This window comes from Roseateles sp. P5_E4 (genome assembly GCF_054049255.1).
Genome location: NZ_JBFUMS010000003.1, coordinates 222854 through 249374, shown reverse-complemented (window position 1 = coordinate 249374; position 26521 = coordinate 222854). Strand labels below are relative to the sequence as shown.

Annotated in this window: 23 protein-coding genes; 20 read left to right on the top strand and 3 right to left on the bottom strand. The window is 67.3% G+C overall.

The window, feature by feature from the left end:
* Positions 1-25: 25 nt before the first annotated feature.
* The gene (locus tag ACXJLH_RS08170) at positions 26-868 is read right to left on the bottom strand and encodes an isopenicillin N synthase family dioxygenase (protein ID WP_056198202.1); all 843 of its coding nucleotides are present in this window, start codon (positions 866-868) and stop codon (positions 26-28) included.
* 307 nt (positions 869-1175) lie between these two features.
* Here ACXJLH_RS08170 and ACXJLH_RS08165 point away from each other — a divergent pair, with 307 nt between their 5' ends.
* The 6 genes from ACXJLH_RS08165 (at position 1176) to ACXJLH_RS08140 (ending at position 9255) form a co-directional block, all read left to right on the top strand.
* Positions 1176-4031, top strand: a complete 2856-nt coding sequence (locus ACXJLH_RS08165; protein ID WP_056198200.1) for a 2-oxoglutarate dehydrogenase E1 component — start codon at positions 1176-1178, stop codon at positions 4029-4031.
* A gap of 87 nt (positions 4032-4118) precedes the next feature.
* Entirely contained in the window at positions 4119-5366 is a 1248-nt protein-coding gene (gene odhB / locus ACXJLH_RS08160) for a 2-oxoglutarate dehydrogenase complex dihydrolipoyllysine-residue succinyltransferase (protein WP_056198198.1), read from the top strand.
* 23 nt (positions 5367-5389) lie between these two features.
* Positions 5390-5908: a hypothetical protein gene (locus ACXJLH_RS08155; RefSeq protein ID WP_457443376.1), complete on the top strand. Its 519-nt coding sequence runs from the start codon at positions 5390-5392 to the stop codon at positions 5906-5908.
* 2 nt (positions 5909-5910) lie between these two features.
* Complete coding sequence (gene lpdA / locus ACXJLH_RS08150; protein ID WP_457443374.1) at positions 5911-7329, top strand: dihydrolipoyl dehydrogenase; 1419 nt, start codon at positions 5911-5913, stop codon at positions 7327-7329.
* A gap of 52 nt (positions 7330-7381) precedes the next feature.
* On the top strand, positions 7382-8482 hold the full coding sequence (gene zapE / locus ACXJLH_RS08145) for a cell division protein ZapE (protein WP_457443372.1): 1101 nt from the start codon (positions 7382-7384) through the stop codon (positions 8480-8482).
* Between the two features lie 164 nt (positions 8483-8646).
* A complete protein-coding gene (locus tag ACXJLH_RS08140; RefSeq protein WP_457443371.1) occupies positions 8647-9255 on the top strand; it encodes a hypothetical protein in 609 nt (202 codons plus the stop codon).
* Positions 9256-9261: 6 nt separating this feature from the next.
* On the opposite strand, the gene ACXJLH_RS08135 is transcribed toward ACXJLH_RS08140, so the two are convergent.
* Entirely contained in the window at positions 9262-10032 is a 771-nt protein-coding gene (locus ACXJLH_RS08135) for a PP2C family protein-serine/threonine phosphatase (RefSeq protein WP_056198187.1), read from the bottom strand.
* Positions 10033-10094: 62 nt separating this feature from the next.
* On the opposite strand from ACXJLH_RS08135, the gene ACXJLH_RS08130 reads away from it, so the two are divergent.
* Positions 10095-10298, top strand: a complete 204-nt coding sequence (locus tag ACXJLH_RS08130; protein WP_056198185.1) for a YdcH family protein — start codon at positions 10095-10097, stop codon at positions 10296-10298.
* On the top strand, positions 10285-12336 hold the full coding sequence (locus ACXJLH_RS08125) for an ATP-dependent DNA helicase (RefSeq protein ID WP_457443369.1): 2052 nt from the start codon (positions 10285-10287) through the stop codon (positions 12334-12336). The genes ACXJLH_RS08130 and ACXJLH_RS08125 overlap by 14 nt, the downstream gene beginning before the upstream one ends.
* Positions 12337-12374: 38 nt before the next feature.
* Here the strand turns inward: ACXJLH_RS08125 and ACXJLH_RS08120 are convergent, their stop codons facing one another.
* Positions 12375-13190, bottom strand: coding sequence for an outer membrane protein assembly factor BamD (locus ACXJLH_RS08120; RefSeq protein ID WP_457443367.1), 816 nt, complete (start codon positions 13188-13190; stop codon positions 12375-12377).
* 43 nt (positions 13191-13233) lie between these two features.
* Between ACXJLH_RS08120 and ACXJLH_RS08115 the strand changes: the two genes are divergently transcribed.
* From ACXJLH_RS08115 to der, 12 genes are all read left to right on the top strand, one after another.
* Entirely contained in the window at positions 13234-14232 is a 999-nt protein-coding gene (locus tag ACXJLH_RS08115; RefSeq protein WP_457349926.1) for an RluA family pseudouridine synthase, read from the top strand.
* A gap of 240 nt (positions 14233-14472) precedes the next feature.
* Entirely contained in the window at positions 14473-15237 is a 765-nt protein-coding gene (gene scpB, locus ACXJLH_RS08110) for an SMC-Scp complex subunit ScpB (protein WP_457443366.1), read from the top strand.
* Positions 15234-17216 (top strand): pseudouridine synthase, encoded by a 1983-nt coding sequence (locus ACXJLH_RS08105; RefSeq protein WP_457443364.1) that lies wholly within the window; start codon positions 15234-15236, stop codon positions 17214-17216. The genes scpB and ACXJLH_RS08105 overlap by 4 nt, the downstream gene beginning before the upstream one ends.
* 83 nt (positions 17217-17299) lie before the next feature.
* Positions 17300-17728 (top strand): nucleoside-diphosphate kinase, encoded by a 429-nt coding sequence (gene ndk, locus ACXJLH_RS08100; RefSeq protein ID WP_457443362.1) that lies wholly within the window; start codon positions 17300-17302, stop codon positions 17726-17728.
* Positions 17729-17856: 128 nt separating this feature from the next.
* Positions 17857-18966, top strand: coding sequence for a 23S rRNA (adenine(2503)-C(2))-methyltransferase RlmN (rlmN, locus tag ACXJLH_RS08095; RefSeq protein WP_457443360.1), 1110 nt, complete (start codon positions 17857-17859; stop codon positions 18964-18966).
* A gap of 29 nt (positions 18967-18995) precedes the next feature.
* Positions 18996-19778 (top strand): type IV pilus biogenesis/stability protein PilW, encoded by a 783-nt coding sequence (pilW, locus tag ACXJLH_RS08090; RefSeq protein ID WP_457391783.1) that lies wholly within the window; start codon positions 18996-18998, stop codon positions 19776-19778.
* A gap of 3 nt (positions 19779-19781) precedes the next feature.
* Positions 19782-20702: a helix-turn-helix domain-containing protein gene (locus tag ACXJLH_RS08085; RefSeq protein WP_457443359.1), complete on the top strand. Its 921-nt coding sequence runs from the start codon at positions 19782-19784 to the stop codon at positions 20700-20702.
* Entirely contained in the window at positions 20702-21964 is a 1263-nt protein-coding gene (gene ispG, locus ACXJLH_RS08080) for a flavodoxin-dependent (E)-4-hydroxy-3-methylbut-2-enyl-diphosphate synthase (RefSeq protein ID WP_457443357.1), read from the top strand. Before ACXJLH_RS08085 ends, ispG begins: the two co-directional genes overlap by 1 nt.
* Entirely contained in the window at positions 21961-23268 is a 1308-nt protein-coding gene (gene hisS, locus ACXJLH_RS08075) for a histidine--tRNA ligase (RefSeq protein WP_457326188.1), read from the top strand. The genes ispG and hisS overlap by 4 nt, the downstream gene beginning before the upstream one ends.
* A 37-nt stretch (positions 23269-23305) precedes the next feature.
* Positions 23306-23977, top strand: a complete 672-nt coding sequence (locus ACXJLH_RS08070; RefSeq protein WP_457443355.1) for a YfgM family protein — start codon at positions 23306-23308, stop codon at positions 23975-23977.
* Positions 23974-25110 (top strand): outer membrane protein assembly factor BamB, encoded by a 1137-nt coding sequence (gene bamB / locus ACXJLH_RS08065; RefSeq protein ID WP_457443353.1) that lies wholly within the window; start codon positions 23974-23976, stop codon positions 25108-25110. Before ACXJLH_RS08070 ends, bamB begins: the two co-directional genes overlap by 4 nt.
* On the top strand, positions 25107-26444 hold the full coding sequence (gene der / locus ACXJLH_RS08060; protein WP_457443351.1) for a ribosome biogenesis GTPase Der: 1338 nt from the start codon (positions 25107-25109) through the stop codon (positions 26442-26444). The genes bamB and der overlap by 4 nt, the downstream gene beginning before the upstream one ends.
* Positions 26445-26521 lie beyond the last annotated feature (77 nt).

The window sequence follows — 26521 nt, the reverse complement described above, 5'->3', positions numbered from 1 at the left end:
CGCCCTTTGCACTGAAGGCAGGCCTTCAGGTCTTCACGCCCAACTCGCGCAGCCGCTCGTTCAGATAGCTGTCGGCCGTATAGCGATCACTCAGCACGACGTTGTCGCGCGGATGCAGGAACAGCGGCAGCGACACGCGGCTCTTCTTCGCGCCTTCGCCGGTCGGGTTCACCACGCGGTGCTGGGTCGACGGGTAATAGCCCTCGGAGGCTTCCTGCAGCATGTCGCCGATGTTGATGGTCAACGTGCCGAAGTCGCAGGGCACGTCGTGCCAGGCACCGTCGGTGCCCAGTACCTGCAGGCCCGGCTCGTTGGCGGCGGGCAGGATGGTCAGCAGATTGATGTCGCCATGCGCTGCGGCGCGGATGGAGCCCACCGGCTCTTCGCCCGTCAACGGCGGGTAGCGCAGCACGCGCAGCAGGGTCTTGCTGCTGCCCTGGATCATGTTCGACAGTGGCTCGCGGTACTTGGCCGCGATCTCTGGCGGCGTGTAACGCTCCACCCAGCCCAGCAGTTCCTCCGCCAGCGCATTGGCTTCGCGGTAGTAGGTGAGGGCGTCTTCCTTCAACTGCTCGGGGATGCGGCCCCAGGGGTAGACGTGGAAGTACTCCTTGATGTCCTTCTGCTTGGAACCCTTCGCGGTTTCCGAGATGGCGGTCGAGAAATACCCATCCTGGGTTTCCTTGGAAAACGCGTAGCCATGCTTGGCCTCGCTGTTGAAGAAGGCCAGCCAGTCGGCGTAGATCTTCTCGACCAGGGTTTGGCGGATCGGGTGGTTGGTCAGCACGCCGAAACCGGTCTCGTGCAGGGAGCGGGTGAACTTCTCCGCGGCGTCGGGCGCGCGGTAGTCAACGACCTGGACTTGCATCTGGGATCTCCTGAATGTCCCTCGCGTTCAACCATTCAATCTCGGGGCTGGCGCGACCACCAAGTTTACGGGCCAGTCAACTTTGCTGCATCCCGGTGCGTGAACTTTGTCGCACCCCGTCCACCTTGTCGGGCAAACCCGGAGTGCTAGAGTCCGCCCCTGATACTTTTATTCCTTCCCGTCCCTTTTGCAGTTGCCCCTGGCAACAGCAGAGGTGGGTCGCAATCCGCCAACCGGTCGAGCCGTGTCGCGGAAGGTTCTTCAACCAGCCAACTCCCTGGAAACCGGGGCATGAGGTGAGCGAAAGATGATGCAGCAATACAGGTCCAACTCCTACCTGTTCGGCGGAAACGCGCCGTATGTGGAGGAGATGTACGAGGCCTACCTCGACAACCCGGGTTCCGTCCCGGACAACTGGCGCGCCTATTTCGACGCGTTGCAGCATGTCCCCGCGGTGGATGGCAGCGAGGCGCGCGACGTGGCCCATGCGCCGGTCGTCGAATCATTCGCCCAGCGCGCCAAGGCCAACGCCTTCGCCAACAAGGCTTCCAGCGCCGATCTGGCCGTCGCCCGCAAGCAGGTGCACGTGCAGTCGCTGATCGCGGCCTACCGTTTCCTCGGCAACCGCTGGGCCGAGCTGGACCCCCTCAAGCGCGCCGAGCGCCCCAAGATTCCCGAGCTGGACCCGGCGTTCTACGACCTGACCGAGTCCGACATGGACATCTCGTTCAGCGCCGTGAACAGCTATTTCGGCGGCGAGACGATGACGCTGCGCCAGATCGTGCAGGCCCTGCGCGAGACCTATTGCGGCTCGATCGGCTCCGAATTCATGCACGGCTCCGACCCCGGCGAGAAGCGCTGGTGGCAGGAGCGCCTGGAGAAGGCGCGCGGCAAGCCGACCTTCTCGGCCGAAGAGAAGAAGCACATCCTCGACCGCCTGACCGCGGCCGAAGGCCTGGAGCGCTATCTCCACACCAAGTACGTCGGCCAGAAGCGTTTCTCGCTGGAAGGCGGCGAGAGCTTCATCGCGGCGATGGACGAAGTGATCCAGCGTGGCGGCGAGCGCGGCGTGCAGGAAATCGTCATCGGCATGGCCCACCGCGGCCGCCTGAACGTGCTGGTCAACACGCTGGGCAAGATGCCTGCCGACCTGTTCGCCGAGTTCGAGCACAAGGCTGCCGAAGACCTGCCGGCCGGCGACGTGAAGTACCACCAGGGCTTCAGCTCCGACGTGTCCACGCCTGGCGGCCCGGTGCACCTGAGCCTGGCCTTCAATCCGTCCCACCTGGAAATCGTCAACCCGGTCGTTGAAGGCAGCGTGCGCGCCCGCCAGGACCGCCGCGGCGACAGCGAAGGCGCCCAGGTGCTGCCGGTGCTGGTGCACGGTGACGCGGCCTTCGGTGGCCAGGGCGTCGTGCAGGAAACGCTGGCGATGGCGCAGACGCGCGGCTACCGCACCGGCGGCACGGTCCACATCATCATCAACAACCAGATCGGCTTCACCACCAGCGACCCGCGCGACCTGCGCTCCACCTGGTACTGCTCCGACGTCGTCAAGATGATCGAAGCGCCGGTGCTGCACGTGAACGGCGACGACCCTGAGGCCGTCGTCTGGGCCACGCAGCTGTGCATGGACTACCGCGCCGAGTTCAAGAAGGACGTCGTCCTGGACATCGTCTGCTTCCGCAAGCTGGGCCACAACGAGCAGGACACGCCGGCGCTGACCCAGCCGCTGATGTACAAGAAAATCGCCGCCCACCCCGGTACGCGCAAGGTCTATGGCGACAAGCTGGTGGCGCAGAACGTGCTGCCGGCCGAAGGCCCGGACGACATGGTCAAGGCCTACCGCGCCGCCATGGACGAAGGCCGCCACACCGTCGACCCGGTGCTGACCAACTTCAAGAGCAAGTTCGCCACCGACTGGTCGCCCTTCCTGGGCAAGAAGTGGACCGACAGCTGTGACACCGCCATTCCGGTGGCCGAATGGAAACGCCTGGCCGAGAAGCTGACGACGCTGCCCAAGGACTTCGCGGCCCACAACCTCGTTGCCAAGCTCTACGCTGACCGCGCCACGATGGGCCGCGGCGAAGTCAACATCGACTGGGGCATGGGCGAGTCCATGGCTTTCGCGTCGCTGGTGGCTTCGGGCTACCCAGTGCGCCTGTCCGGCGAGGACAGCGGCCGCGGCACGTTCACGCACCGCCACGCCGTGCTGCACGACCAGAACCGCGCCAACTGGGACGCCGGCACCTACATCCCGCTGCAGAACGTGGCCGAAGGCCAGGCACCGTTCACCGTCATCGACTCCATCCTGTCTGAAGAAGCGGTGCTGGGCTTCGAGTACGGCTATGCCGCGGCCGAGCCCAACACGCTGACGATCTGGGAGGCGCAGTTCGGCGACTTCGTCAACGGCGCCCAGGTCGTCATCGACCAGTTCATCGCCTCCGGCGAAGTGAAGTGGGGCCGCTCCAACGGCCTGACGATGATGCTGCCGCACGGCTACGAAGGCCAGGGCCCGGAGCACAGCTCGGCGCGCCTGGAGCGCTTCATGCAGCTGGCCGCGGACAACAACATGCAGGTCGTGCAGCCCACCAACGCCGCGCAGATCTTCCACGTGCTGCGCCGCCAGATGCTGCGCATGTTCCGCAAGCCCCTGGTCATCATGACGCCCAAGAGCCTGCTGCGCGCGAAGGATGCCACCTCGCCGCTGGCCGATTTCACCAAGGGCGATTTCAAGACCATCATCGGTGAACAGGACGCCGCGCTGAATGCCGAGAAGGTCAAGCGTGTCATCGTCTGTTCGGGCAAGGTCTATTACGACCTGGTCAAGGCGCGGGCCGAGAAGAAGTCTGCGGACGTGGCCATCGTGCGCGTCGAGCAGCTCTACCCCTTCCCGCACAAGGCCTTCGCGGCCGAGTTGAAGAAGTACCCGAACGCCACCGACATCGTCTGGTGCCAGGACGAACCGCAGAACCAGGGCGCCTGGTTCTTCGTGCAGCACTATGTGCACGAGAACATGAGCGAAGGCCAGAAGCTCGGCTATGCCGGCCGCCCGGCCAGCGCCAGCCCCGCCTGCGGCTATGCCCACCTGCACCAGGAGCAGCAGAAGGCGCTGCTGGATCAGGCGTTTGCCAAGCTCAAGGGCTTCATCCTCACCAAATAAGGACCGCAATGCGCAGCGCCCCGATCGGCGCTGCGCTTGCTCGCGCCTGCACCATCACACCGAATAAAGAACACGGAGCCTCCCACCATGGCCATCGTTGACGTCCAAGTTCCCCAGTTTTCCGAATCCGTTTCCGAGGGCACGCTGCTGACCTGGAAGAAGAAGCCCGGCGAAGCTGTCACCATCGACGAAACCCTCGTCGAGATCGAGACCGACAAGGTCGTGCTCGAAGTGCCCGCACCTGCCTCCGGCGTGCTGGCCGAAGTCCTGGTGGCTGACGGCAGCACCGTCGTCAGCCAGCAACTGCTCGCCAAGATCGACACCGAAGGCAAGGCCGGCGCTGCTGCAGCCGCACCTGCCGCTGCTGCTGCCGCACCTGTGGCCGCCGCTGCTCCTGCTGCCGCCAACAAGGGCGATGTGGCCATGCCCGCCGCCGCCAAGATCCTGGCCGAGAAGGGCCTGGCTGCCACCGACGTGGCCGGCTCCGGCAAGGACGGCCGCGTGACCAAGGGCGACGCCCTTGGCGCTCAGCCCAAGCCTGCTGCCGTCGCCGCGCCGCTGGTCGTGCCTGCGTCGCCCGCGGTCGCCAAGCCGCTGCCCGCCGTGGCCGCGCCGGCCCAGCAGAACCTGGGCGACCGCCCCGAGCAGCGCGTGCCCATGACCCGCCTGCGCGCCCGCATCGCCGAGCGCCTGGTGCAGTCGCAGTCGACCAACGCCATCCTGACCACCTTCAACGAAGTCAACATGGCCCCGGTCATGGAGATGCGCAAGAAGTTCCAGGAGAAGTTCGAGAAGGAACATGGCGTCAAGCTCGGCTTCATGAGCTTCTTCGTCAAGGCAGCCGTCGCGGCGCTGAAGAAGTACCCGATCATCAATGCCTCGGTCGATGGCAACGACATCGTCTACCACGGCTACTTCGACATCGGCATTGCCGTCGGCTCGCCGCGCGGCCTCGTCGTGCCGGTGCTGCGCAATGTCGACCAGATGAGCTTCGCCGACATCGAGAAGAAGATCGCCGAGTTTGGCCAGAAGGCCAAGGACGGCAAGCTGTCCATCGACGACCTGACCGGCGGCACCTTCTCCATCTCGAACGGCGGCACCTTCGGCTCCATGCTGTCCACGCCCATCATCAACCCGCCGCAATCGGCCATCCTGGGCGTGCACGCCACCAAGGACCGTGCTGTCGTCGAGAACGGCCAGGTCGTCGTGCGCCCGATCAACTACCTCGCCATGTCCTATGACCACCGCATCATCGACGGCCGCGAAGCCGTGCTGGGCCTGGTCACGATGAAGGAAGCGCTGGAAGATCCGGCCCGCCTGCTGTTCGACATCTGAGGTCGGGTGTGAGTCGCTGGGCCTTGAAGCTCTCCGCAGGTCTGCTGGCAGGGGTGATCTCCTGCTTGCAGGCGTATGCGGCCGACGCCCAGCCCGCGAGTGCGCCGAGTACCCGATTCGAGTCGACCGCAGACGCGAGCGGCAAACGGATGGTGGTGCTGTGCGCCAAAGTGGCACCGGGTGCCGCCGTGCCTTGCAGCGTTGCTGAGTCCAAGGATGCGAGCGCTGCGCCCGCGAACTCCCAAGTCGTGTTCCTGCCTCTGTCGAGCAGGCAAGCGTACTTGGCTGAGCTTGCGCGTGCGGCAGCCGACGCTCAGGCGAGTGAGCCCAAGGTGCTGGATAGCATCCCCCCGATGGCTGCCGATGTCGCAGTCCTTCGAGAGGTGGTGAAGGATCCGTCCGCCTGCCTGGCTGAAAAGGACATTGCGGACATGATGTTGGTTTGCCCCACCGGAAGGCGTTTCGAGGACGCCGTGGTCATGCTTTTTCGTGGGCTCGGCGCTCGTTCGTTCGAGCCCATCGTTGTTAGAAAGGTCAATTGAGAATGTCTAAGCAATTCGACGTCGTCGTCATCGGCGGCGGCCCCGGCGGTTACATCGCGGCCATCCGCGCGGCCCAGCTGGGCATGAACGTGGCCTGTATCGACGAGTGGAAGAACGACAAGGGCGGCCCCGCCCTCGGCGGCACCTGCACCAACGTCGGCTGCATCCCGTCCAAGGCGCTGCTGCAGTCCAGCGAGCACTACGAGCAGCTCAACCACCACTTTGCCGACCACGGCATCACGGCGGACAACGTCAAGATGGACGTCGCCAAGATGCTGGCCCGCAAGGACCAGGTCGTGAAGCAGAACAACGACGGCATCGTCTACCTGTTCAAGAAGAACAAGGTCACGTTCTTCCACGGTCGTGGCTCCTTCGTTGCCGCCAAGGATGGCGGTTATGAACTCAAGGCTGGTGAGGAAACCATCGCGGCCAAGCAGGTCATCGTCGCCACGGGTTCCAACGCCCGCGCGCTGCCCGGCGTGCCGTTTGATGAAGAGAACATCCTGTCCAACGACGGTGCCCTGCGCGTCGGCTCCACGCCCAAGAAGCTGGGCCTGATCGGCGCCGGCGTCATCGGCCTGGAGATGGGCTCGGTCTGGCGCCGCCTGGGTGCCGAAGTCACGGTGCTGGAAGGCCTGCCGGCCTTCCTGGGCGCGGTGGATGAGAGCGTCGCCAAGGAGGCCGCCAAGGTCTTCAAGAAGCAGGGTCTGGACATCCAGCTCGGTGTCAAGGTCGGCGAGGTTAAGTCGTCCAAGAAGGGTGTCAGCGTCGCCTACACCGACGCCAAGGGCGAAGCCAAGACGCTGGAGGTCGACAAGCTCATCGTCTCCATCGGACGTGTGCCCAACACCATCGGCTTGGGTGCTGATGTGGTCGGCCTCAAGCTGGACGAGCGCGGCGCCATCGTCGTGGATGACGACTGCAAGACCAGCCTGCCGGGCGTCTGGGCCATCGGCGACGTCGTGCGCGGCCCGATGCTCGCGCACAAGGCCGAGGAAGAGGGCGTTGCCGTGGCCGAACGCATGGCTGGCCAGCATGGGCACGTGAACTTCAACACCGTGCCCTGGGTCATCTACACCAGCCCCGAGATCGCCTGGGTCGGCAAGACCGAGCAGCAGCTCAAGGCCGAAGGCGTCGCCTACAAGGCCGGCCAGTTCCCCTTCCTGGCCAACGGCCGCGCCCGTGCGCTGGGTGACACGACCGGCTTCGTCAAGTTCCTGGCCGACGCCAAGACCGACGAGATCCTGGGCGTGCACATCATCGGCCCGTTCGCGTCGGAGCTGATCTCCGAGGCGGTGGTGGCGATGGAGTTCAAGGCCTCGGCCGAGGACATCGCACGCATCTGCCACGCGCATCCGTCCTTGAGCGAAGCGACGAAGGAAGCGGCCCTGGCCGTCGACAAGCGCACGCTGAACTTCTGATCGCACGTAGCGAATCGAAAGGGGCGGCCAGACAGTCGCCCCTTTTTTTGCGATGACCTCAGTCACTGAGCTTTACCAGCAGACCCTCACCGAGCGCGGCTTCATGGCCGACGCTGCGCAGCTGCGTGCCATCGAGGCCCTGCAGCGCTGCCAGGACGAATGGGCCAGCTACAAGGCGCGGCGCGCCAATGCCGTGACCAAGCTGCTGGTGCGCCCGCCCATCCCGCGCGGCGTTTACATGTACGGCGGCGTAGGCCGAGGCAAGAGCTTCCTGATGGACTGCTTCTTCCAGGCCGTGCCGCTGCAGCGCAAGACGCGGCTGCACTTCCACGAGTTCATGCGCGAGGTGCACCGCGAGCTGCAGGAACTCAAGGGCATTGCCGACCCGCTGGAGGAACTCGGCAAGCGCATCGCGCGGCGTTTCCGCCTGATCTGCTTCGACGAATTCCACGTCGCCGACGTGACTGACGCGATGATCCTGCATCGCCTGCTGGACGCGCTGTTCCGCAACCGCGTGTCCATCATCACGACGTCCAATTTCCATCCGGACGGGCTCTACCCCAACGGCCTGCACCGCGACCGCATCCTGCCCGCCATCGAGCTGCTGAAGGCCAACCTCGAGGTCATCAATGTCGATGCCGGCACCGACTACCGGCGCCGCACGCTGGAGGACATGAACCTCTACCTGACGCCGCTGAACGAGTCGACGGAAGCGGCGCTTACCCAGGCCTTCGAGTCCCTCGCAGAAGCGCAGGACGAGGACCGCAAGCTGATGATCGAGCACCGCGCGATCTATGCGCGCCGGCGTGCCGGCGGTGTCGTCTGGTTCGATTTCGCAACGCTTTGTGGTGGTCCACGCTCGCAGAACGACTACCTCGAGCTGGCCAGTCAGTTCCATACCGTCATCCTGTCCGATGTGCCGGAGATGCCGGTGCGCCTGGCCAGCGAGGCGCGCCGCTTCACCTGGCTGGTGGACGTGCTCTACGACCGCCGCGTCAAACTCATCATTTCGGCCGCGGTGCCAGCGGAGCAGCTTTACACCGAAGGGCCGCTGGCTCACGAATTCCCGCGCACGGTGTCGCGCTTGCAGGAAATGCGCTCGGCCGAATACCTCGCCTTGGCCCGTCGCGAGGTTGATACTTCGCTCACATGAGGCCACCCCCTACTCGCTTCGCGCACCTTGCAGGCCGCGCCGACCCCGGAGGGGCCGACCCTTCGGCAGGCGCAAACGACGTGCCGTTTGTGTCCGGCCTCAGCCCCCTTCGAGGGGGCGCCGCCAGTGGCCCGGCAAAGCCGGTTCCACGGCGGCCGCTTGATGTGGCCGCCGGCTGTCGCGGCGGCCTGCTGGTGGGGCTCTGGCTCGCGGCCGTGGTGGCTTGTGCGGAAACACCTCAGCCGGCCACGCGTGCCGAGGTCGCTGTCCAGCGCGCCGCCATCGAGCAGCGCTTCGCGCAGGAAAAGCTGGACTGCGAGCAGCGCTTTTCCGTCGCTGCCTGCCTGGATGAGCTGCGTCGGCGCCGCCACGAGGCGTTGGCACCCCTGGTGCGACGGGAAAATGAACTCGCGGCCGAGGAGCGTCGTGCCCGCGCGGCAGCCCAGACCCAGCGCGTGCGCGAACGCGAGCTCGCCGCGTCTCAGGACGAGGGCCAGAAGCGCGAGCGCATCCTCACGGCGCCGCCGCCAGCTCCACCTGCGGTGGCCGCCTCCCGCACGCCCCGCGCGCGGAGCCCGGAGGATGCCGCACGCCAGCGCCAGCAGGCAGAGAACAAGGCGCAGGGCGAGGCGGCCAAGCGCCGCGAGCAGGCTGAGGTGCGCGAGAAGCGTCAACAGCAGCGCATTGCCGAGCACGAGGCCAGACAGAAGGCCAGGGCCAAGCCGCTGGCTGCGCCCCTGCCTTTGCCGGGCGCATCAGCCGCGTCGCGGTAGCGGCCGCTAATCGAGGTTCTCGAGCTTGACGATGGCGACGGACAGGTTGTCGCCGCCGCCCCGGGCGCGCTGGCGCGCCTTGCTCACCAGCAACTCGGCCGCTTCGCGCGGCGGCAGGCTGTAGAGCACGCTGCCCAGCTCCTGGGCGGTGAAGTAGTGCCAGAGCCCGTCGCTGCAGCACATCAGCGTGTCGCCCACTTCGAGGTTCTCGAAGCGCTCCGATGTCGACGTCGGGTCCTGCACCGTTCCCAGGCAGGCCGTCAGCAGATTGCTCTGCGGATGCGAGCTGGCCTCGGCCTCGGTGAGCTGGCCCTCGTCGACGAGGCGCTGCACATAGGAGTGGTCCATGGAGCGCTTGACCAGGCGCGCGCCGCGGAACCAGTAGATGCGCGAGTCGCCGGAATGGATCCAGTGCACGCAGCGGTCGCTGGTGATGACGAAGCCGGCGATCGTGCTGTGCGGTTCCTCCTCGGCGGAGATGGCCGTCAGCTTGATCATCAGGTGCGCCTCCGCCGTGATCTGGCTCAGCAGCTCGGCAGGCAGCTCATCCTCGGGCGAATAGCGCTCGAACAGCTGGTGCGCCGTCAGGATGACCTGGTCGGCCGCCTTGCGCCCGCCGCTCTTGCCGCCCATGCCGTCTGCCACGATGCCCATCATGCAGCCCGCTATGCGCGGGTGGGCGATGACGGCCACCTGATCCTGCTGATAGGCCCGGTCCCCGCGATGGGTGCCGGTGGCGGCGTTGAGTCGGAAACCGACGGCGGTGGGGGAGGGCATGCCGAAAACTATACTGGTCGGTGAGCTTGTGTCCGCATCGAACCGCCTTCGTAAACCCTTGGATGGATGAACAACTTCACTCGTTGCCCCGGCGGCTCATCGAGCTGCGCATGGAGCATGGCGACCTCGACGCGATGATCGACCGACTGGTCGAACAGTCGCCGGTGGACGAGTTGGCACTGCAGCGGCTGAAGAAGCGCCGCCTGGTTCTGCGCGACATGATTGCCCGGTTGGAGGCCGCCACCGAGCCCGATGAACCCGCCTGATCTCGACGACTGGCTCGACGCCCTCGATCAGGCCACCCCTCCCGTCCCGCCCGCTGCTGACGAACTCGAACAGGCCGTTTTGGCCGCTTTCGACCTGGACGGCCCCTTGGCGCGCCTGGACCGGGGCTACAGGCCCCGCGCGCCCCAGTTGGAGATGACCCGTGCCGTCGCCCGGGCGCTCAGCCGCCGCCAGGCCCTGGTCGTCGAAGCGGGTACCGGTGTCGGCAAGACCTTCGCCTACCTCGTCCCGGCCCTGCTGGCGGGTAGCCGTGCCCTCATCAGCACCGCCACCAAGAGCCTGCAGGACCAGCTCTTCCTGCGCGACCTGCCGCGACTGACCAAGGCCTTGAACACGCCGGTGCGCCTGGCGCTGCTGAAGGGCCGCAGCAGCTATCTCTGCCTGCACCGCATGAAGGAGGCGCGCGTGTCCGGCGAGTTCCCGGACCGGCGTACGGCGCTGTCGCTGGCCCGCATCGAGCGCTGGGCCCTGGGCACGACGACAGGCGACTTTGCCGAGATCGACGGCTTGGACGAGCGCTCGCCCATCATCCCCATCGTCAGCTCCAGCCGCGAGAACTGCCTGGGCCAGGAGTGCCCGGACTGGAAGAGCTGCTACGTCGTCAAGGCGCGACGCGAGGCGATGGAGGCCGATGTCGTCGTCGTCAACCACCACCTCTTCTTCGCCGACATGACGCTGCGCGACACCGGCGTGGCCGAGCTGCTGCCCAGCGTCGAGATCGCCATCTTCGACGAGGCCCACCAGCTCGCCGAGGCCGGCGTGCAGTTCCTCGGCACGCTGCTGGGTACGGCCTCGCTGATCGATTTCGCGCGCGATGTGCTGGCCCAGGGCCTGGCCCATGCACGCGGCGTGCACGACTGGCAGGGCCTGCATGCGGGTGTCGAGAAGGCGGCGAGGGAGCTGCGCCTGGCCGCGGCCGGCCCGCTGGCCACCGCCGGCCGCGAGCTGCGCGGCACGCTCAAGCTGGGCTGGAAGGAGAGGGCGAACCAGCCAGGTTTCGCCACGGCGCTGGCTGGCGTCGAAGTGGCGACGGCCAAGGCCTTGGAGGCGCTGACCGCCGTGCGCGAGGCCGCGCCCGATTTCGCGCGCCTGTGTGAGCGGGCCCAGGAGTTGCGTGAGTTGGCCAAGCAGTTCGCCACCGACCCTGATCCGGGAGACGTGCGCTGGATCGACATCAGCCCGCATGCGGCCCGCCTGGTCGAGTCGCCCCTGGATATCCGCGACGCGATGCAGCAGCAGCTGGAGGGGCCGCCCAAGGCCTGGGTGTTCACCTCGGCCACGCTGGGCGACGACGAAGGATTGACGTGGTTCACCGAGCCCGCCGGCCTGACCGAGGCCGAGGTGCTGCGTGTGGGCAGCCCCTTCGACTATCCGACTCATGCGCGCCTTTACGTGCCGCGCGGTTTCCCAAAGCCCAGTGAGCCCAGCCATCCGCCGAGCGTTGCTCTGCTGGCCTCACGCCTGGCGCGGGCGCTGGGGGGGCGCACTTTCGTGCTGACCACGACGCTGCGCAATCTGCAGACTGTGGCTGACGCGCTGCGCGAGCGCTTCGAGGAAGCTGGCGACGCGATCGCCGTGCTGCAGCAGGGCGCTGCCCCCAAGCGTGTGCTGCTGCAGCGCTTCATCGACAACCCGGCGTCGGTCCTGGTCGGCTCGGCCAGCTTCTGGGAAGGCATCGATGTGCCCGGCGACGCACTGCAATGCGTGATCATCGACAAATTGCCCTTCCCGCCGCCCAACGACCCGCTCGTGGAGGCGCGTGTGCAGCGCCTGGAGGCCCAGGGGCGCAATGCCTTCTCGGAGTACTTCGTCGCCGAGGCGGCGATTGCGCTCAAGCAGGGCGCCGGGAGGCTGATCCGCACCGAGACCGATCGTGGCCTGCTGGTGGTGTGCGACCCGCGCATGGCGGGCATGAACTACGGACGCCGCCTGCGTGCGGCCCTGCCGCCGATGACGGCGGTGGCCAACGAAGCCGAGGCCCTGGCTTGGCTAGAGGAACTCAGCGCCAGCCGGCGCTGAAGGCGCCGATCATCAGTGGCCGACGCCGAAGCGTCAGATCACCAGAGTTGCCACCAGGGCTTCTTGCGGTTGGCGCCGTTGCTGGCGTACTGGCTGTCGGGGAAGTTCTTGTCGAGCACGCGGCGGGCGTCGTCACGCAGCTGGGTCAGGCCGAGCTTGTCATAGCTCTCGCCCATGATGAAGAGGCCTTCCTCGATGCCGGGCGCGTACTGGAACTCGGCCACGGCTGACTGGGCGCGGTTCGCCGCGGCGACGTAGGCCTTGCGGTTGAAGTAGTAGCGCGCCACGTGGATCTCGTAGGCCGCCAGCGTGTTGGTGATGAAGTTGATGCGCGTCGTCGCCTCGGCCGCGTACTTGGACTCGGGGAATTGCTCGACGAGCTGGCGGAAGGCCAGCAGGGCTTCTCGCGAGGCCTGCTGGTCGCGCTCGGACACGTCCTGGTTGGCTAGGCGGCCGAACAGTCCCAAGTCCTCGTTGAAGTTGACGATGCCCTTCATGTACAGGGCGTAGTCCATCGCCGGGCTGGACGGGTTGAGCTTGATGAAGCGGTCCAGCGTGGCAATCGCCTGGGCGCGCTCGCCCGTGCGGTAGTACGCCCAGGCCACATCCAGCGTCGCCTGCTGGCCCATCGTCGTGCCGGCGGCGCGACCTTCGATCTTTTCGAGCGCCTTGATGGCGCGGTCGTAACTGCCGGCGTTCAGGTCGTCCTTGGCGTCTGCATACAATTTGTCCAGCGCCGCCTGGGAGTTCGGATCCTCCTTGGCCGTGGAGCCGCAACCGCTCAAGCCCAGCGCGAACGCCATCAGGACAGTGCCAGCGATGACGCGGGCGGTCTTGAATTTCTCAACAAACATGTCTGAAGTCGACGGCGATGCTGCCGGCTGGTCACAGGGAACAATGGACGCGGAGTATAGGGTGGGGGGTCAGGACGAATTCGAGCCGGGGGTCGAAGAAGCCGGCGACGCTGAACGGCGCACGGCAGATGTCGATGCCGCCGGCCATGGCGAGCGCCTGGACCGCTGGCTGACGACACGGGCGCCGGAGTTCTCGCGCAACCATCTGCAATCCCTGATCGAGCGCGGCTGCGTGACGGTGGACGGCAAGGTGCTGGAGAAGGCCGCCCACAAGCTGCGCGCCGGCCAGCGCGTCGAGATCGAATTGCTGCCGACCGACGAGAGCCGTGCCTTCCGTGCCGAGGCCATGGCGCTGGACTTCGTCTATGAGGACGAGCACATGGCGGTGGTCAACAAGCCTGCCGGCCTGGTCGTGCACCCGGCCGCGGGCAACTGGTCGGGCACGCTGATGAACGGCCTGCTGGCCCATCACGCCGCCGCAGCGACGCTGCCGCGCGGCGGCATCGTGCACCGGCTGGACAAGGACACCAGCGGCGTCATGGTCGTTGGCAAGACGCTGGCGGCCGTCACGGCGCTGATGCGCCAGATTTCAGCGCGCGAGGTGCACCGCGAATACCTGGCTCTGGCCTGGGGGCGTGTCGAGGAGCCTTTCGTCGTCGACCAGGCCATGCGCCGCGACCCGGTGTCGCGCGTCAAGATGGCCATTGCCCCCGCCAACCTCGGCAAGCCGGCGCGCACCGATTTCTTTCCGTTGGGTGTCGGCGAAGTGAATGGCCGGGCCATCAGCGCGGTGCACTGCGTGCTGCACACGGGCCGTACCCACCAGATCCGCGTCCACCTGACGCACAGCGGCCACCCCATGCTGGCGGACGTGCTCTATGGCGGCGCGCCGGCCCTCGGCCTGACCCGCCAGGCCCTGCATGCGGCACGGCTGTCCCTCACCCACCCGACCACCGGCGAACCTCTGGTGCTGACCGCGCCGCTGCCCGCCGACCTGGCCTCCGCCTGGGCCCAGATCGGTGCCGCCGACCTGCCCGGCTGACAGGGCTATACAATGCACCTCGGTTGTCGTGGCAGCCAGCGCGCCAAATGTGCGCGACCCGTGCGGTTAGCAGTTCATCCGCCCGCCCGGTCAACCACCCCGATCGCGTCTCGCTGGAAGGCTGTTGAGCCCCACCGTGACGCCCGGACAGACCCCGTCCGCATTGCCTGCCGAACGCTGTGAGCGCCCAGGCCCGGACGGATTGCCAAGCCAGGCTTGATTGAGGGCGCGATTGCGTTCATGAACACCCAGGATGCCAAGCGCGTCCTCGAGACCGCACTGATCTGTGCTTCGCAGCCGCTGACGCTGCGCGAGCTGCGCAGCCTGTTCGCCGACGAACTCGGCGCCGATACCGTGCGCAGCCTGCTTGACGAGCTGAGCCGCGATTGGGAAGGCAAGGGCGTCGAGCTGGTGGCGCTGGCCTCGGGCTGGCGCTTCCAGAGCCGCCCCGAGCTGCGCGAGTACCTCGACCGGCTGCATCCCGAGAAGCCGCCGCGCTATTCGCGTGCCGTGCTGGAGACGCTGGCCATCATTGCCTACCGCCAGCCTGTCACGCGCGGCGACATCGAGGACATCCGTGGCGTCGTCGTCGCCAGCCAGATCGTCAAGCAGCTTGAGGACCGCGGCTGGATCGAGGCCATCGGCCACCGCGAGACCCCGGGCCGCCCGGCGTTGTACGCGACGACCAAGTCCTTCCTGGACGACCTGGGCCTGGCCAGCCTGGAACAGTTGCCCGCCCTGGACATTGGCGGCGAAGCCCCGCCAGCCTTCGAGGCGCTGCAGGGCCAGCTGCTGGACAACTCAGAAGACGCTGAGTTGCCGGCCGAGGCTTCCGCTGAAACGCTCGCTGAAACGCCCGCCGAAATCCCTGCCGAAATCCCCGCAGAGCCGCCTGCCGAAGAGATCGTTCCGAGTCTGAGCCTGTTTGGCGACGACGGCACGCCCGCACTTCCCAATCCCGACCCCAACGACCCGCCCCCCCAACCCCAGCCCGAATCCGCATGAACGACGCTGCCGACCAAGACAAGTCCCTGCCTCCCGACGCCGACGCCGAAGCCGAAGCGCCTGCCGCGCCCAAGCGGCGCCGCACGACGGTCAAGGCACCCGCCGAGACCGCACCCGAGGCCGAAGCGCCCGTGGCGGTGAAGCGCACCCGCCGCAAGGCCGCTGAGGCGGTGGTGGAAGAGGCAGCGCCTGCGCCCGAGGCAGCGCCCGCCGACGAGGCGCCTGCGCCGGCCCGCAAGCGCGCGCCGCGCAAGGCTGCCGCCGCTGAGGAGGCTGTGCCGGTCGTCGCCGCAGAGGGGGCGACCGCGCCTGCCGAAGTGCCCATCTTCACGTTGGCGGAAGAGGCGTCGGCCGCTCCGGCTGCGGCGAGTGGTCAGGCGGATGACGAAGGGAATGACGGCGAGGCGGGTGAGGACGGCGAGCGTGGCGGCCGAGGCCGCAACCGTCGCCGCAACCGCAAGGACCGTGCGGAGCGTCAGGACGCCCCGGTCGCGGGCGGGGATGAACTGCCCGGCGCGGTCGTGGCGCCCGAACTCGTCGAGGCCGCGGGGGCGCGGTTCGCCGATGTGCTGTCGGGCAATCTGGACGCCGAATCCGAAGGGCCGGTGGGCGAGCCACCGCAACTGCGGCCCGAGGCCGACGAAGCGGTGGAGGAGGGTGCCGAGGGTGAAGCCAAGCGCGTGCTGGCGCCGGATGCCGATGCCCCCAAGCTGCAGAAGGTGCTGGCCCAGGCCGGCATCGGCTCGCGCCGCGACATCGAGGAATGGATTGCCGAGGGCAAGATCGAAGTGAATGGCGAGGTCGCCCATGTTGGCCAGCGCATCTCCTTCGGCGACCGGGTGCGCGTCAATGGCAAGGAGGTGCGCGTGCGCATCTCGCCGCCGAATCCGCGCATCCTGGCCTATCACAAGCCCACCGGCGAGGTGTCCACCTTCAACGACCCGGAAGGCCGCCCGACGGTGTTCCGCTCGCTGCCGCGCGTGCAGGGCCAGAAGTGGCAGTCCGTCGGCCGCCTGGACATCAACACCGAAGGCCTGCTGCTGTTCACCAACTCCGGCGAACTGGCCAACCAGCTGATGCACCCGCGCTTCGGCGTCGAGCGTGAGTACGCGGCCCGCGTGCTGGGGGCGCTGAGCGACGAGCAGCGTGCCAAGCTGCTCGAAGGCGTCAACGTCGAGGGCCAGGTGGCCTCCTTCAAGAGCATCGAGGACGGTGGCGGCGAAGGCGCCAACCGCTGGTACCGCGTCGTCATCACCGAGGGCCGCAACCGCGAAGTGCGCAAGCTCTTCGAGGCTGTCGGCATGGTCGTCAGCCGCCTGATCCGCATCCGTTACGGCACCGTCGTGCTGCCGCGCGGCTTGAAGCGCGGCGTCTGGGTGGAACTGGGAGATGACGACGTGCGCGTCATCCGCCGCCTGGCCGGCCACACCTCCAACAGTGGCCAGGGCCAGAACTTCGGGCAAGGGCAGGGCAAGAGCCAGCCGCAACAGCAGCAGGGCCAAGGCAACAAGAACGATCGCAACAAGCGCCGCAACGACGAGCGCCACAGCGGCAGTGGCGGCCCGCGCCCGAGCCGCCCGCCCGAGGCGCCGCAGCCTCAGCAGGCCCGCCCGCCGCGCGAGGAACGCGCCCCGCGCCGTGACGATGAGGAGGATGACGGCTTCATTCCGCATCACGTCAACCCGCTGGAGCAGACCTTCGACCGCCGCCATGCGACGAGCGGCAAGCGCGGCCTGCCTCAGGGCTTTGGCGCCGGCGGCAGCCAGCAGGACAACAGGCAAGGCAAGGGTGGTGGCAACAAGGGCAATGGCCCGCGTGAACCCGATCCGATGCAGACCTCGGTGGGCTATATCGGCGGCGACGCCTTCCTGCGCCGCGGCGGTGGTGGCGGAGGTGGTGGCCGCGGCGGCAAGGGCGGCGGCGGTGGCGGTGGCGGTGGTGGCGGTCGCTCCGGCGGCGGCTACGGCGGCCGCCGCTGAAACCGGGCGGGCGATACAACTAGGGTCATCCCTGCCCGCTACAATCGCAGGCTTTGTCCAATACGCCCCATCAGGAGAACCCCATGGCGATCGAAACCACCCTGTCCATCATCAAGCCCGATGCCGTGGCAAAGAACGTCATCGGCCAGATCTACGCCCGCTTCGAAGGCGCTGGCCTGAAGGTTGTGGCCGCCAAGATGGTCCACCTGTCGCGCGGCGAGGCCGAGCAGTTCTACGCCGTCCACAAGGCTCGCCCCTTCTTCAATGACCTGGTCAGCTTCATGATCTCCGGCCCGGTCATGATCCAGGCCCTGCAAGGCGAAGGCGCCATCCTGAAGAACCGTGACCTGATGGGCGCCACCGACCCCAAGAAGGCCGAGAAGGGCACCATCCGCGCCGACTTCGCCGACAGCATCGACGCCAACGCCGTGCACGGCTCCGACGCCGCCGAAACGGCCGCTGTCGAAGTGGCCTTCTTCTTCCCCGGCATGAACGTCTACGCCGGTCGCTGATCAAGCCCACCCCTACCGGCTGACGCCGGCCCCTCAAGGGGCACTGCTAGCGGCCTGGCAAAGCCAGTTCCGCTGCAGTCGCTAAGTAAGACACTAGCCGGCAACGGTGGGGCGCTTGGAGGTTTGCAATGGATACGGTCAACCTGCTCGGATTCGATCTCCCAGGCCTGGCCGCCTACTGCGAGCAACTGGGCGAAAAGAAATTCCGTGCGACCCAGCTGTTCCGCTGGGTCCACCAGAAGGGCGCGTCGGACTTCGACCAGATGTCCGACCTCGCCAAGTCCCTGCGCGAGAAGCTCAAGGGCCGTGCCCACATCGCGGCGCTGCCTGTCATTTCCGAACATGTCTCGACGGACGGCACGATCAAATGGCTGTTCGACGTCGGTGCTGGCAATGCCGTCGAGGCCGTCTTCATCCCCGAGGATGATCGCGGCACGCTATGCATCTCCAGCCAGGCCGGCTGCGCGGTCGGTTGCCGCTTCTGCTCGACGGGCCACCAGGGCTTCAGCCGCAACCTGACGACGGCCGAGATCACAGCCCAGCTCTGGTTTGCCGAGCACAACCTGCGCAAACGCCTCAACACGGCGGAGCGTGTGATCTCCAACGTCGTCATGATGGGCATGGGCGAGCCGCTGCAGAACTACGACCAGCTCGTGCCGACGCTCAAGACCATGCTGGACGACCATGGCTATGGCCTGAGCCGCCGCCGCGTCACGGTGTCGACGTCAGGCGTCGTGCCCATGATCGACCGGTTGCGCGAGGATTGCCCGGTGGCCATGGCCGTCAGCCTGCACGCGCCGACCGATCCGCTGCGCGACCAGCTCGTGCCGTTGAACAAGAAATACCCCATCGCCGAGTTGCTGGACGCCTGCAACCGCTACCTCGAGAAGGCGCCGCGCGACTTCATCACCTTCGAGTACTGCATGTTGCAGGAGGTGAACGATTCGCCCGAGCAGGCCCATGAGCTGGTCAGGCTGCTGAGGAACAAGGTCAACTGCAAGATCAACCTGATCCCCTTCAACCCCTTCCCGGCCTCGGGCCTCACGCGCAGCACGAATGCGCGCGTGCAGGCCTTTGCCGAGGTGCTGATCCAGGCAGGTATCGTGACGACGGTGCGCAAGACGCGCGGCGACGACATCGACGCCGCCTGCGGCCAGTTGGCCGGCGAGGTGCAGGACCGCACCCGCGCGCATATCCGCATGGTCAGGGCACCCGTCACGGTGGCCAAATCCACCTGATGCCCCCTGGTGCCACCTTCGAGGAATTGATGAAGCGACTGTTGATCGTTCTGGCCACCGCCCTCCTTGCTGCCTGCGCCGGTACCACCGCGCCCAGCGCCGACCGCGAGATCAAAACCGACTCGGACCAGACCGACGGCGACCGCCGCGCCGCGATCCGGCTCGAACTGGCCCAGGGCTATTTCTCGCGCGGCCAGTTCAACACGGCCCTGGACGAGCTCAAGATGGCGCTGCAGCTCAAGCCCGACATGCGTGAAGCCGTCAACCTGCGCGGCCTCATCTACGCCGCCATGGGCGAGCACCAGCTTGCTGAGGAGGCCTTCCGCCGCGCCCTGGTCGTCTATCCCAATGATCCCGACACGCTGCACAACTACGGCTGGTTCATGTGCCAGCAGCAGCGCTGGCCGACGGCGGACTCACTGTTCGACCAGGCCCTGGCCCAGTCCACTTATCGCGCGCCGGCCCGCACCCTGCTCGCCAAGGGCGTCTGCGAGGCCCGTTCGGGCCGCATGCTGGTCGCCGAGAAGACGCTGGCGCGCGCCTTCGAGCTGGACCCTGGCAGCCCGGCTGTCGCCATGAATCTGTCCGATGTGCTGTTTCGCAACCGCGAGCTGGAGCGTGCCCGTTTCTATGTGAAGCGTGTCAACAGTCAGCCCGAGCAAGTCAATGCCCAGAGCCTGTGGCTGCAGTTGCGCATCGAGCGCAAGCTCGGCAACAGCGGCACGGTCGACGATCTGGCCATGCAAATGCGCCGCAAATACCCCCAGGCCCCGGAGACCCAGTCCCTGGACGCCGGCCGTTACGACGAATAAGCCGTGACTGCGGCGCACAGCAAGAACGAGACGATGGAACCCACCACCGAGGGACTCGCCAGCCAGGCCGCCACCGCGGGCGCCTGGCTCAGGAACGCGCGCCAGCAGCGCGGCCTGCACATCGCCGCCCTGGCGGTCATGCTCAAGGTGCCGCAGGCCAAGCTCGAGGCCCTGGAGGCCGACCGTTTCGACGAGCTGCCCGACGCCACCTTTGCCCGCGCGCTGGCCACGGCCATGTGCCGGGCGCTCAAGGTGGACCCGGCACCGGTGCTGGTGATGCTGCCGCGCACGCGCGATCGCGAGTTCGACGTGCGCCCTGGGCTCAACCAGCCCTTCCGTGAGCGCGGTGCCGGCCCCATTGATGGCGGCGTGCTGGGCCTGGCGGCGCGGCCCGTCGTCTGGGGGGCGTTGCTGTTGCTGATCGCCGCAGCGGCCATCTACTGGATCCCAGCGGGCTGGTTGCCTGAACGCGGCGCCAGCGTGGTGGCTCCAGCGGCGTCCGGCACCGTTGTCACGGCGAGCGCGCCGATCGTCGAATTCGTGCCCGCACCCGCCGCCTCCGAACCAGCAACGACGTTGCCAGAACCCGTGGCATCTGCGCCGCTGCAGGTGCGTGATGTTGCACCGCCGCCCGCCGCCATGCCCGCCTCTGCGCCGCCGGTGAAGGCGACGGTCACCGCTTCGCCCGGCAGCGCGCTGCGCGTGACGGCGACGGCCGATACGTGGATCGAGGTTGCCGACGCCAAGGGCCAGCCGCTGCTGTCGCGGGTGCTGCGTGCGGGCGAACAGCAGGAGTTCACGGGCGCCGCGCCCTACAAGCTGCGCATTGGCAATGTGCGCGGCACCCAGGTCGAATGGCGCGGTGCCGCCGTCGACCTGGCGCCGCTAGCCAAGGACAACATCGCTCGACTGGAGTTGAAATGATGAGCGAATGGATCATCCCCGAGGCCGCACCTGCGCCGCGCAGGAGCCGCCAGGCCCGCGTGGTCTGGGGCAGCCGTGTCGTCACGGTCGGCGGTGACGCACCGGTGCGCGTGCAGTCCATGACCAACACCGACACGGTGGACGCCATCGGCACGGCCATCCAGGTCAAGGAGCTGGCGATTGCCGGCTCGGAGATGGTGCGCATCACCGTCAACACGCCCGAGGCGGCCGACGCCGTGCCCTACATCCGCGAGCAGCTCGATCGCATGGGCATCGACGTGCCGCTGGTGGGCGACTTCCACTACAACGGCCACCGCCTGCTGACCGAGCATCCGGCCATGGCCCAGGCCCTGTCCAAGTACCGCATCAACCCCGGCAATGTGGGCAAGGGCGACAAGAAGGACCGCCAGTTCGCCATGATGGTCGAGGCCGCAGCCAAGTACGACAAGGTCGTGCGCATCGGCGTCAACTGGGGCAGCCTGGACCAGGAGCTGCTCGCGCAGTTCATGGACGAGAACGCCAAGCGTGCCCAGCCCTGGGACGCCAAGCCGGTCATGTACCAGGCTCTCGTCGAATCGGCGCTGACGTCGGCCGCCTATGCCGCCGAGCTGGGCCTGAACCCCGACAACATCATCATCAGCTGCAAGGTCAGCGGCGTGCAGGACCTGATCTCGGTCTACCGCGAGCTGGCCCGCCGCTGCGACTACGCGCTGCACCTGGGCCTGACCGAAGCCGGCATGGGCACCAAGGGCACGGTCGCTTCCTCGGTCGCGCTGGGCATCCTGGCCCAGGAAGGCATCGGCGACACCATCCGCGTCAGCCTCACGCCCCAGCCGGGCGAGTCGCGTACCCAGGAAGTGGTCGTGGCGCTCGAGATCCTGCAGGCCCTGGGCCTGCGCCACTTCAACCCGAGCGTCACCGCCTGCCCGGGCTGCGGCCGCACGACCAGCACGACCTTCCAGGAACTGGCCAAGCAGATCGACGATTTCCTGCGCCTGCAGATGCCGGTCTGGCGCAACAAATACCCGGGTGTCGAGGAGATGAAGGTGGCCGTCATGGGCTGCATCGTCAACGGCCCCGGCGAGAGCAAGCATGCCGACATCGGCATCAGCCTGCCCGGCACCGGCGAGGCCCCGGCGGCGCCCGTCTTCATCGACGGCGAGAAGGCGCTGACCCTGCGCGGCGACAACATTGCGGCCGAGTTCCACGCGCTGGTCGAAAACTACATCGAGAAGCGCTTCGGCGCCACAGCAACTGCATGAGCAAGGCGATTCAGGCGGTCAAGGGGATGAACGACATCCTCCCGACCAGCGTCACCCGCAAGGACAAGCTGCCCAGCAGCGAACTGTGGAGCTGGTTCGAGACCACGCTGCGCAAGGTGCTCGGCAGCTACGGCTACCAGTACATGCTGACGCCCGTCGTCGAGCCGACGGCGCTGTTCGTGCGCGGCCTGGGTGAGGTGACCGACATCGTCGAGAAGGAGATGTATTCCTTCACCGACGGCATGAACGGCGACCAGCTGACGCTGCGCCCCGAGGCGACGGCCGGCATCGTGCGTGCCATGGTTGAGCACAACGCCCTCTACAACGGGCCTCTCCGGCTGTGGACCATGGGGCCGATGTTCCGCCACGAGCGCCCGCAAAAAGGGCGCTACCGCCAGTTCAACCAGCTCGACGTCGAGGCCCTGGGCTTTGCCGGGCCTGATGTGGACGCTGAAATCATTCTGATGGTGCGCCGCCTCTGGCAGGCCCTGGGCCTGAGCGTGGGCCAGCATGTGCGCCTGGAGCTGAACTCGCTGGGCCAGCCGGCCGAGCGCAACGCCCACCGCACCGCGCTGATCGCCCACTTCGAGGCCCATGCCGAGCTGCTGGACGAAGACGGCAGGAAGCGCCTGCACAGCAATCCGCTGCGCATCCTGGACAGCAAGAACCCGGCGATGCAGCCCGTCATCGAGGCGGCACCCAAGCTGATGGACTTCCTCGGCGAAGAGACGCTCGCCCACTTCAACGCCGTGCGCGCGATCCTCGACGCGGCGGGTCTGGAGTACCGCGTCAATACGCGCCTGGTGCGCGGCATGGACTACTACAACCTGACTGTCTTCGAATGGGTGACCGACCAGCTCGGCTCCCAGGGCACGGTCTGCGGCGGCGGCCGCTATGACGGCCTGTTCGAACAGCTTGGCGGCAAACCGACGCCTGCCGTCGGCTTCGGCCTGGGCATCGAGCGCCTGCTGCTGCTGATCGACGAGCTCGGCCTGCCCGTGCCCTCGTCGGCACCCCAGGCCTACGCCATCGTGCCCGACGCAGCGGCCCTGCCGCAGGCTTTTGGCGTGCTGGAGGCGCTGCGCGAGGCCGGCGTCAGCGTGCAGATGCATGCCGGCGGCGGCTCGTTCAAATCGCAGTTCAAGAAGGCCGACGCGTCCGGCGCCCGCTTCGCCCTTGTCTTCGGTGCCGACGAACTGGCCCGTGGCGAGGTGAGCGTCAAACCCCTTCGTGACGGTGGCGAACAGCTCAGCCGGCCGCTCGCCGACGCGGCTGCCTGGGCCGCCGACCTCCTCCCCGCATAATCCCGGGCCTCCCGAGACCCTTTCCTGAAGTTTTCCCATGGCCGCCCATCTCGACCTCGAAGAACAAGAACAACTTGAACAACTCAAAGCGTTCTGGAAGCGCTGGGGCAATCTCATCACCTGGGTACTGACCGCCGTCCTGGCCGCCTTTGCCGCCTGGCAGGGCTGGCAGATGTACCAGCGCGACCAGGCCGCCAAGGCCGCCGCGATGTATGACGAATTCGACCGGGCCCTGACCGCCCAGGACGTCGACAAGGCCGCCATCGCCGCGGGCGACCTGAAAGCCCGTTACGGCGGCACCGGTTATGCGGCCCAGGCCGGGTTGCAGGTTGCCAAGCTGCAGCTCGACAAGGGCAAGGCCGACGACGCCAAACAGAGCCTGACCTGGGTGGCCGAACAGGGCGCCGAGGGCGGCCCCTACCGCGACGTGGCCCGCCTGCGCCTGGCCGGCCTGCAGCTCGATGCCAAGGCCTATGACGAGGCCGCCAAGACGCTGGACGCGATCAAGACGACCGAGTTCGCTGCGCTGGTGGCTGACCGCCGTGGCGACCTGCTGCTGTTGCAGGACAAGCGCGATGCCGCCAAGGCCGAGTACCAGAAGGCCCTGGCTGGCCTGGAGAAGACCCAGGACTACCGCCGCATCGTCGAGGCCAAGCTGGCGACGCTGGGTGTGCCGACCGCCGTCGAAGCCGCCGGAGCCGCGCAATGAGGCGGGTTGCCCTGATCTCGCTGCTGGCGGCTTCGCTGACCGGCTGTTCCACGATCAGCTCGACGTGGACCTCCTGGTTCGGCAGCGAGAAGGACAAGCCGGCTGCGCTGGAGACCCTGTCCGGCCCGGCGAGCGGCCGCATCGTCTGGAGCGCCAAGGGCGACAACATCGGCTTCCCGCTCAGCATCGCGACGCCTGGTGACCGCTTCGTCGTCGCCAGCAGCGATGGCAGCGTGCGCGCGCTGGCCGCCGCCGATGGCCGCGAGCTTTGGCGCGGCGATGTGGGCGCCAAGCTGTCGGCCGGGATCGGCAGCGATGGCCGCTTTGCCGCTGTCGTCAACCGCGACAACGAACTGGTCGTGCTGGACAACGGCAAGGTGGCCTGGAAGAAGGCCCTGCCGACGCCCGTCGTCGCTGCGCCCTTGGTGGCTGGCGAGCGTGTCTTCACGCTAACGCTGGACCGCCAGGTGCTGGCCTTCGACGCGCTGGATGGCCGCAAGATCTGGGAGCTGAAGCGCCCCGGCGAGCCGCTGACGCTGGCCAAGGCCGGTGTGCTGCTGGCCTACAAGGACACACTGGTGGTCGGCCAAGGCCCGCGCCTGGCCGGTGTCGACCCTGTCAAGGGCCAGTTGCGCTGGGAAGCCAGCGTGGCCACGCCGCGTGGCACGAATGAAGTCGAGCGCTTGGCCGACCTGGTTGGCCCGGCTGTGCGCCAGGGCGAGGTGATTTGCGCGCGCGCTTTCCAGTCCTCGGTGGGTTGCGTGAACGCCGAGCGCGGCAGCGCACTGTGGAACCGCGTCGTCGGTGGCACCAACGGCATCGGCGCTGACGCCCAGGTCGTCGTCGCCGGCGACGCCTCCGACCGCCTGTCGGCCTGGAAGCTGGCCAACGGCGACCTCGCCTGGTCGGCGGACCAGTTCCAGCGCCGCAAGCTGTCCGAACCCGTGGTGACGGCCAAGCAGGTGCTGATCGGCGACTTCGAGGGCCAGATCCATCTGATCGACCGCGACACCGGCAAGACGCGCTCACGCCTGGCCACCGACGGCTCGCCGGTCGTCACGATCGCGCTGCAGGGCGATACGGCCCTCGTTGCGACCAAGAGCGGCGGCCTATTCGCGATCACCGCCGAATGAAACCTGTCATTGCCCTGGTCGGCCGCCCCAATGTGGGCAAGTCGACGCTGTTCAACCGCCTGACCAAGTCGCGCGACGCCATCGTGGCCGACTTCGCCGGCCTGACGCGCGACCGCCACTACGGCGACGGCCGCATGGGCGACCGCGAGTTCATCTGCATCGACACCGGCGGCTTCGAGCCCGACAGCAGCACCGGCATCGTCAAGGAGATGGCCAAGCAGACCAAGCAGGCCGTGGCCGAGGCCGATGCGGTCATCTTCGTCGTCGATATCCGCCTGGGTTTGTCGGCGCACGACAGCGACATTGCGCGCTATCTGCGCAGCGTCAACAAGCGCGTGCATCTGGCCGTCAACAAGGCCGAGGGCATGAGCGAATCGCCTTTGCTGGCCGAGTTCCATGAGCTCGGCATGGGCGAACCGCATCCGATCTCGTCGGCCCATGGCCAGGGCATCCGCAGCCTGCTGGACGCGGTGCTGGAGCCCTTCGAGGACGCCAGCGAGGAATTCGGTGCCGGGCCGCAGCAGGACGGCGTCATCCGCCTGGCCGTGGCCGGCCGGCCCAACGTCGGCAAGAGCACGCTGATCAACACCTGGCTGGGCGAAGAGCGCCTCGTCGCCTTCGACATGCCGGGCACGACCCGCGACGCGATCTCGGTCGATTTCGAGCGCAACGGCCAGAAATTCAAGCTCATCGACACGGCCGGCTTGCGCCGCAAGGGCAAGGTCTTCGAGGCCATCGAGAAGTTCTCGGTCGTCAAGACGCTTCAGGCGATTGCCGACGCGCACGTCGTGCTGCTGCTGCTGGACGCGACCCAGGGCGTGACCGACCAGGATGCCCACATCGCCGGCTACATCCTCGACAGCGGCCGTGCGGTGGTGCTTGCGCTCAACAAGTGGGACGCCGTCGACAGCTACCAGCGTGAGACGCTGCAGCGCCAGATCGAGCAGCGTCTGACCTTCCTGAAGTTCGCGCCGATGCACAACATCTCGGCGCTGAAGCGCCAGGGCCTGTCGGCGGTCTGGAATTCGCTGGCCGACGCCTACGCCTCGGCCTACCGCAAGATGACGACGCCGGTGCTGACCCGCCTCATCCAGGAAGCCACGGAGCATCAGCAGCCCAAGCGCTCGGGGGTTTCGCGCCCCAAGATGCGCTATGCCCACCAAGGCGGCCAGAACCCGCCCATCGTCGTCATCCACGGCAATGCGCTGGACGGTGTCACCGAGGTCTACAAGCGCTATCTGGAAGGCCGCATCCGCGCGCACTACAAGCTGGTCGGAACGCCGCTGAAGATCGAGCTGCGTTCTTCGAAGAATCCCTTCGACGAAAAGACCTAGGCTGACCTCTGGAGGGCCTGAGACGCTGTGTTAAGGTCTTACCCGTAGTCCCCCCATCCCCCCGAATAACTCGGAGC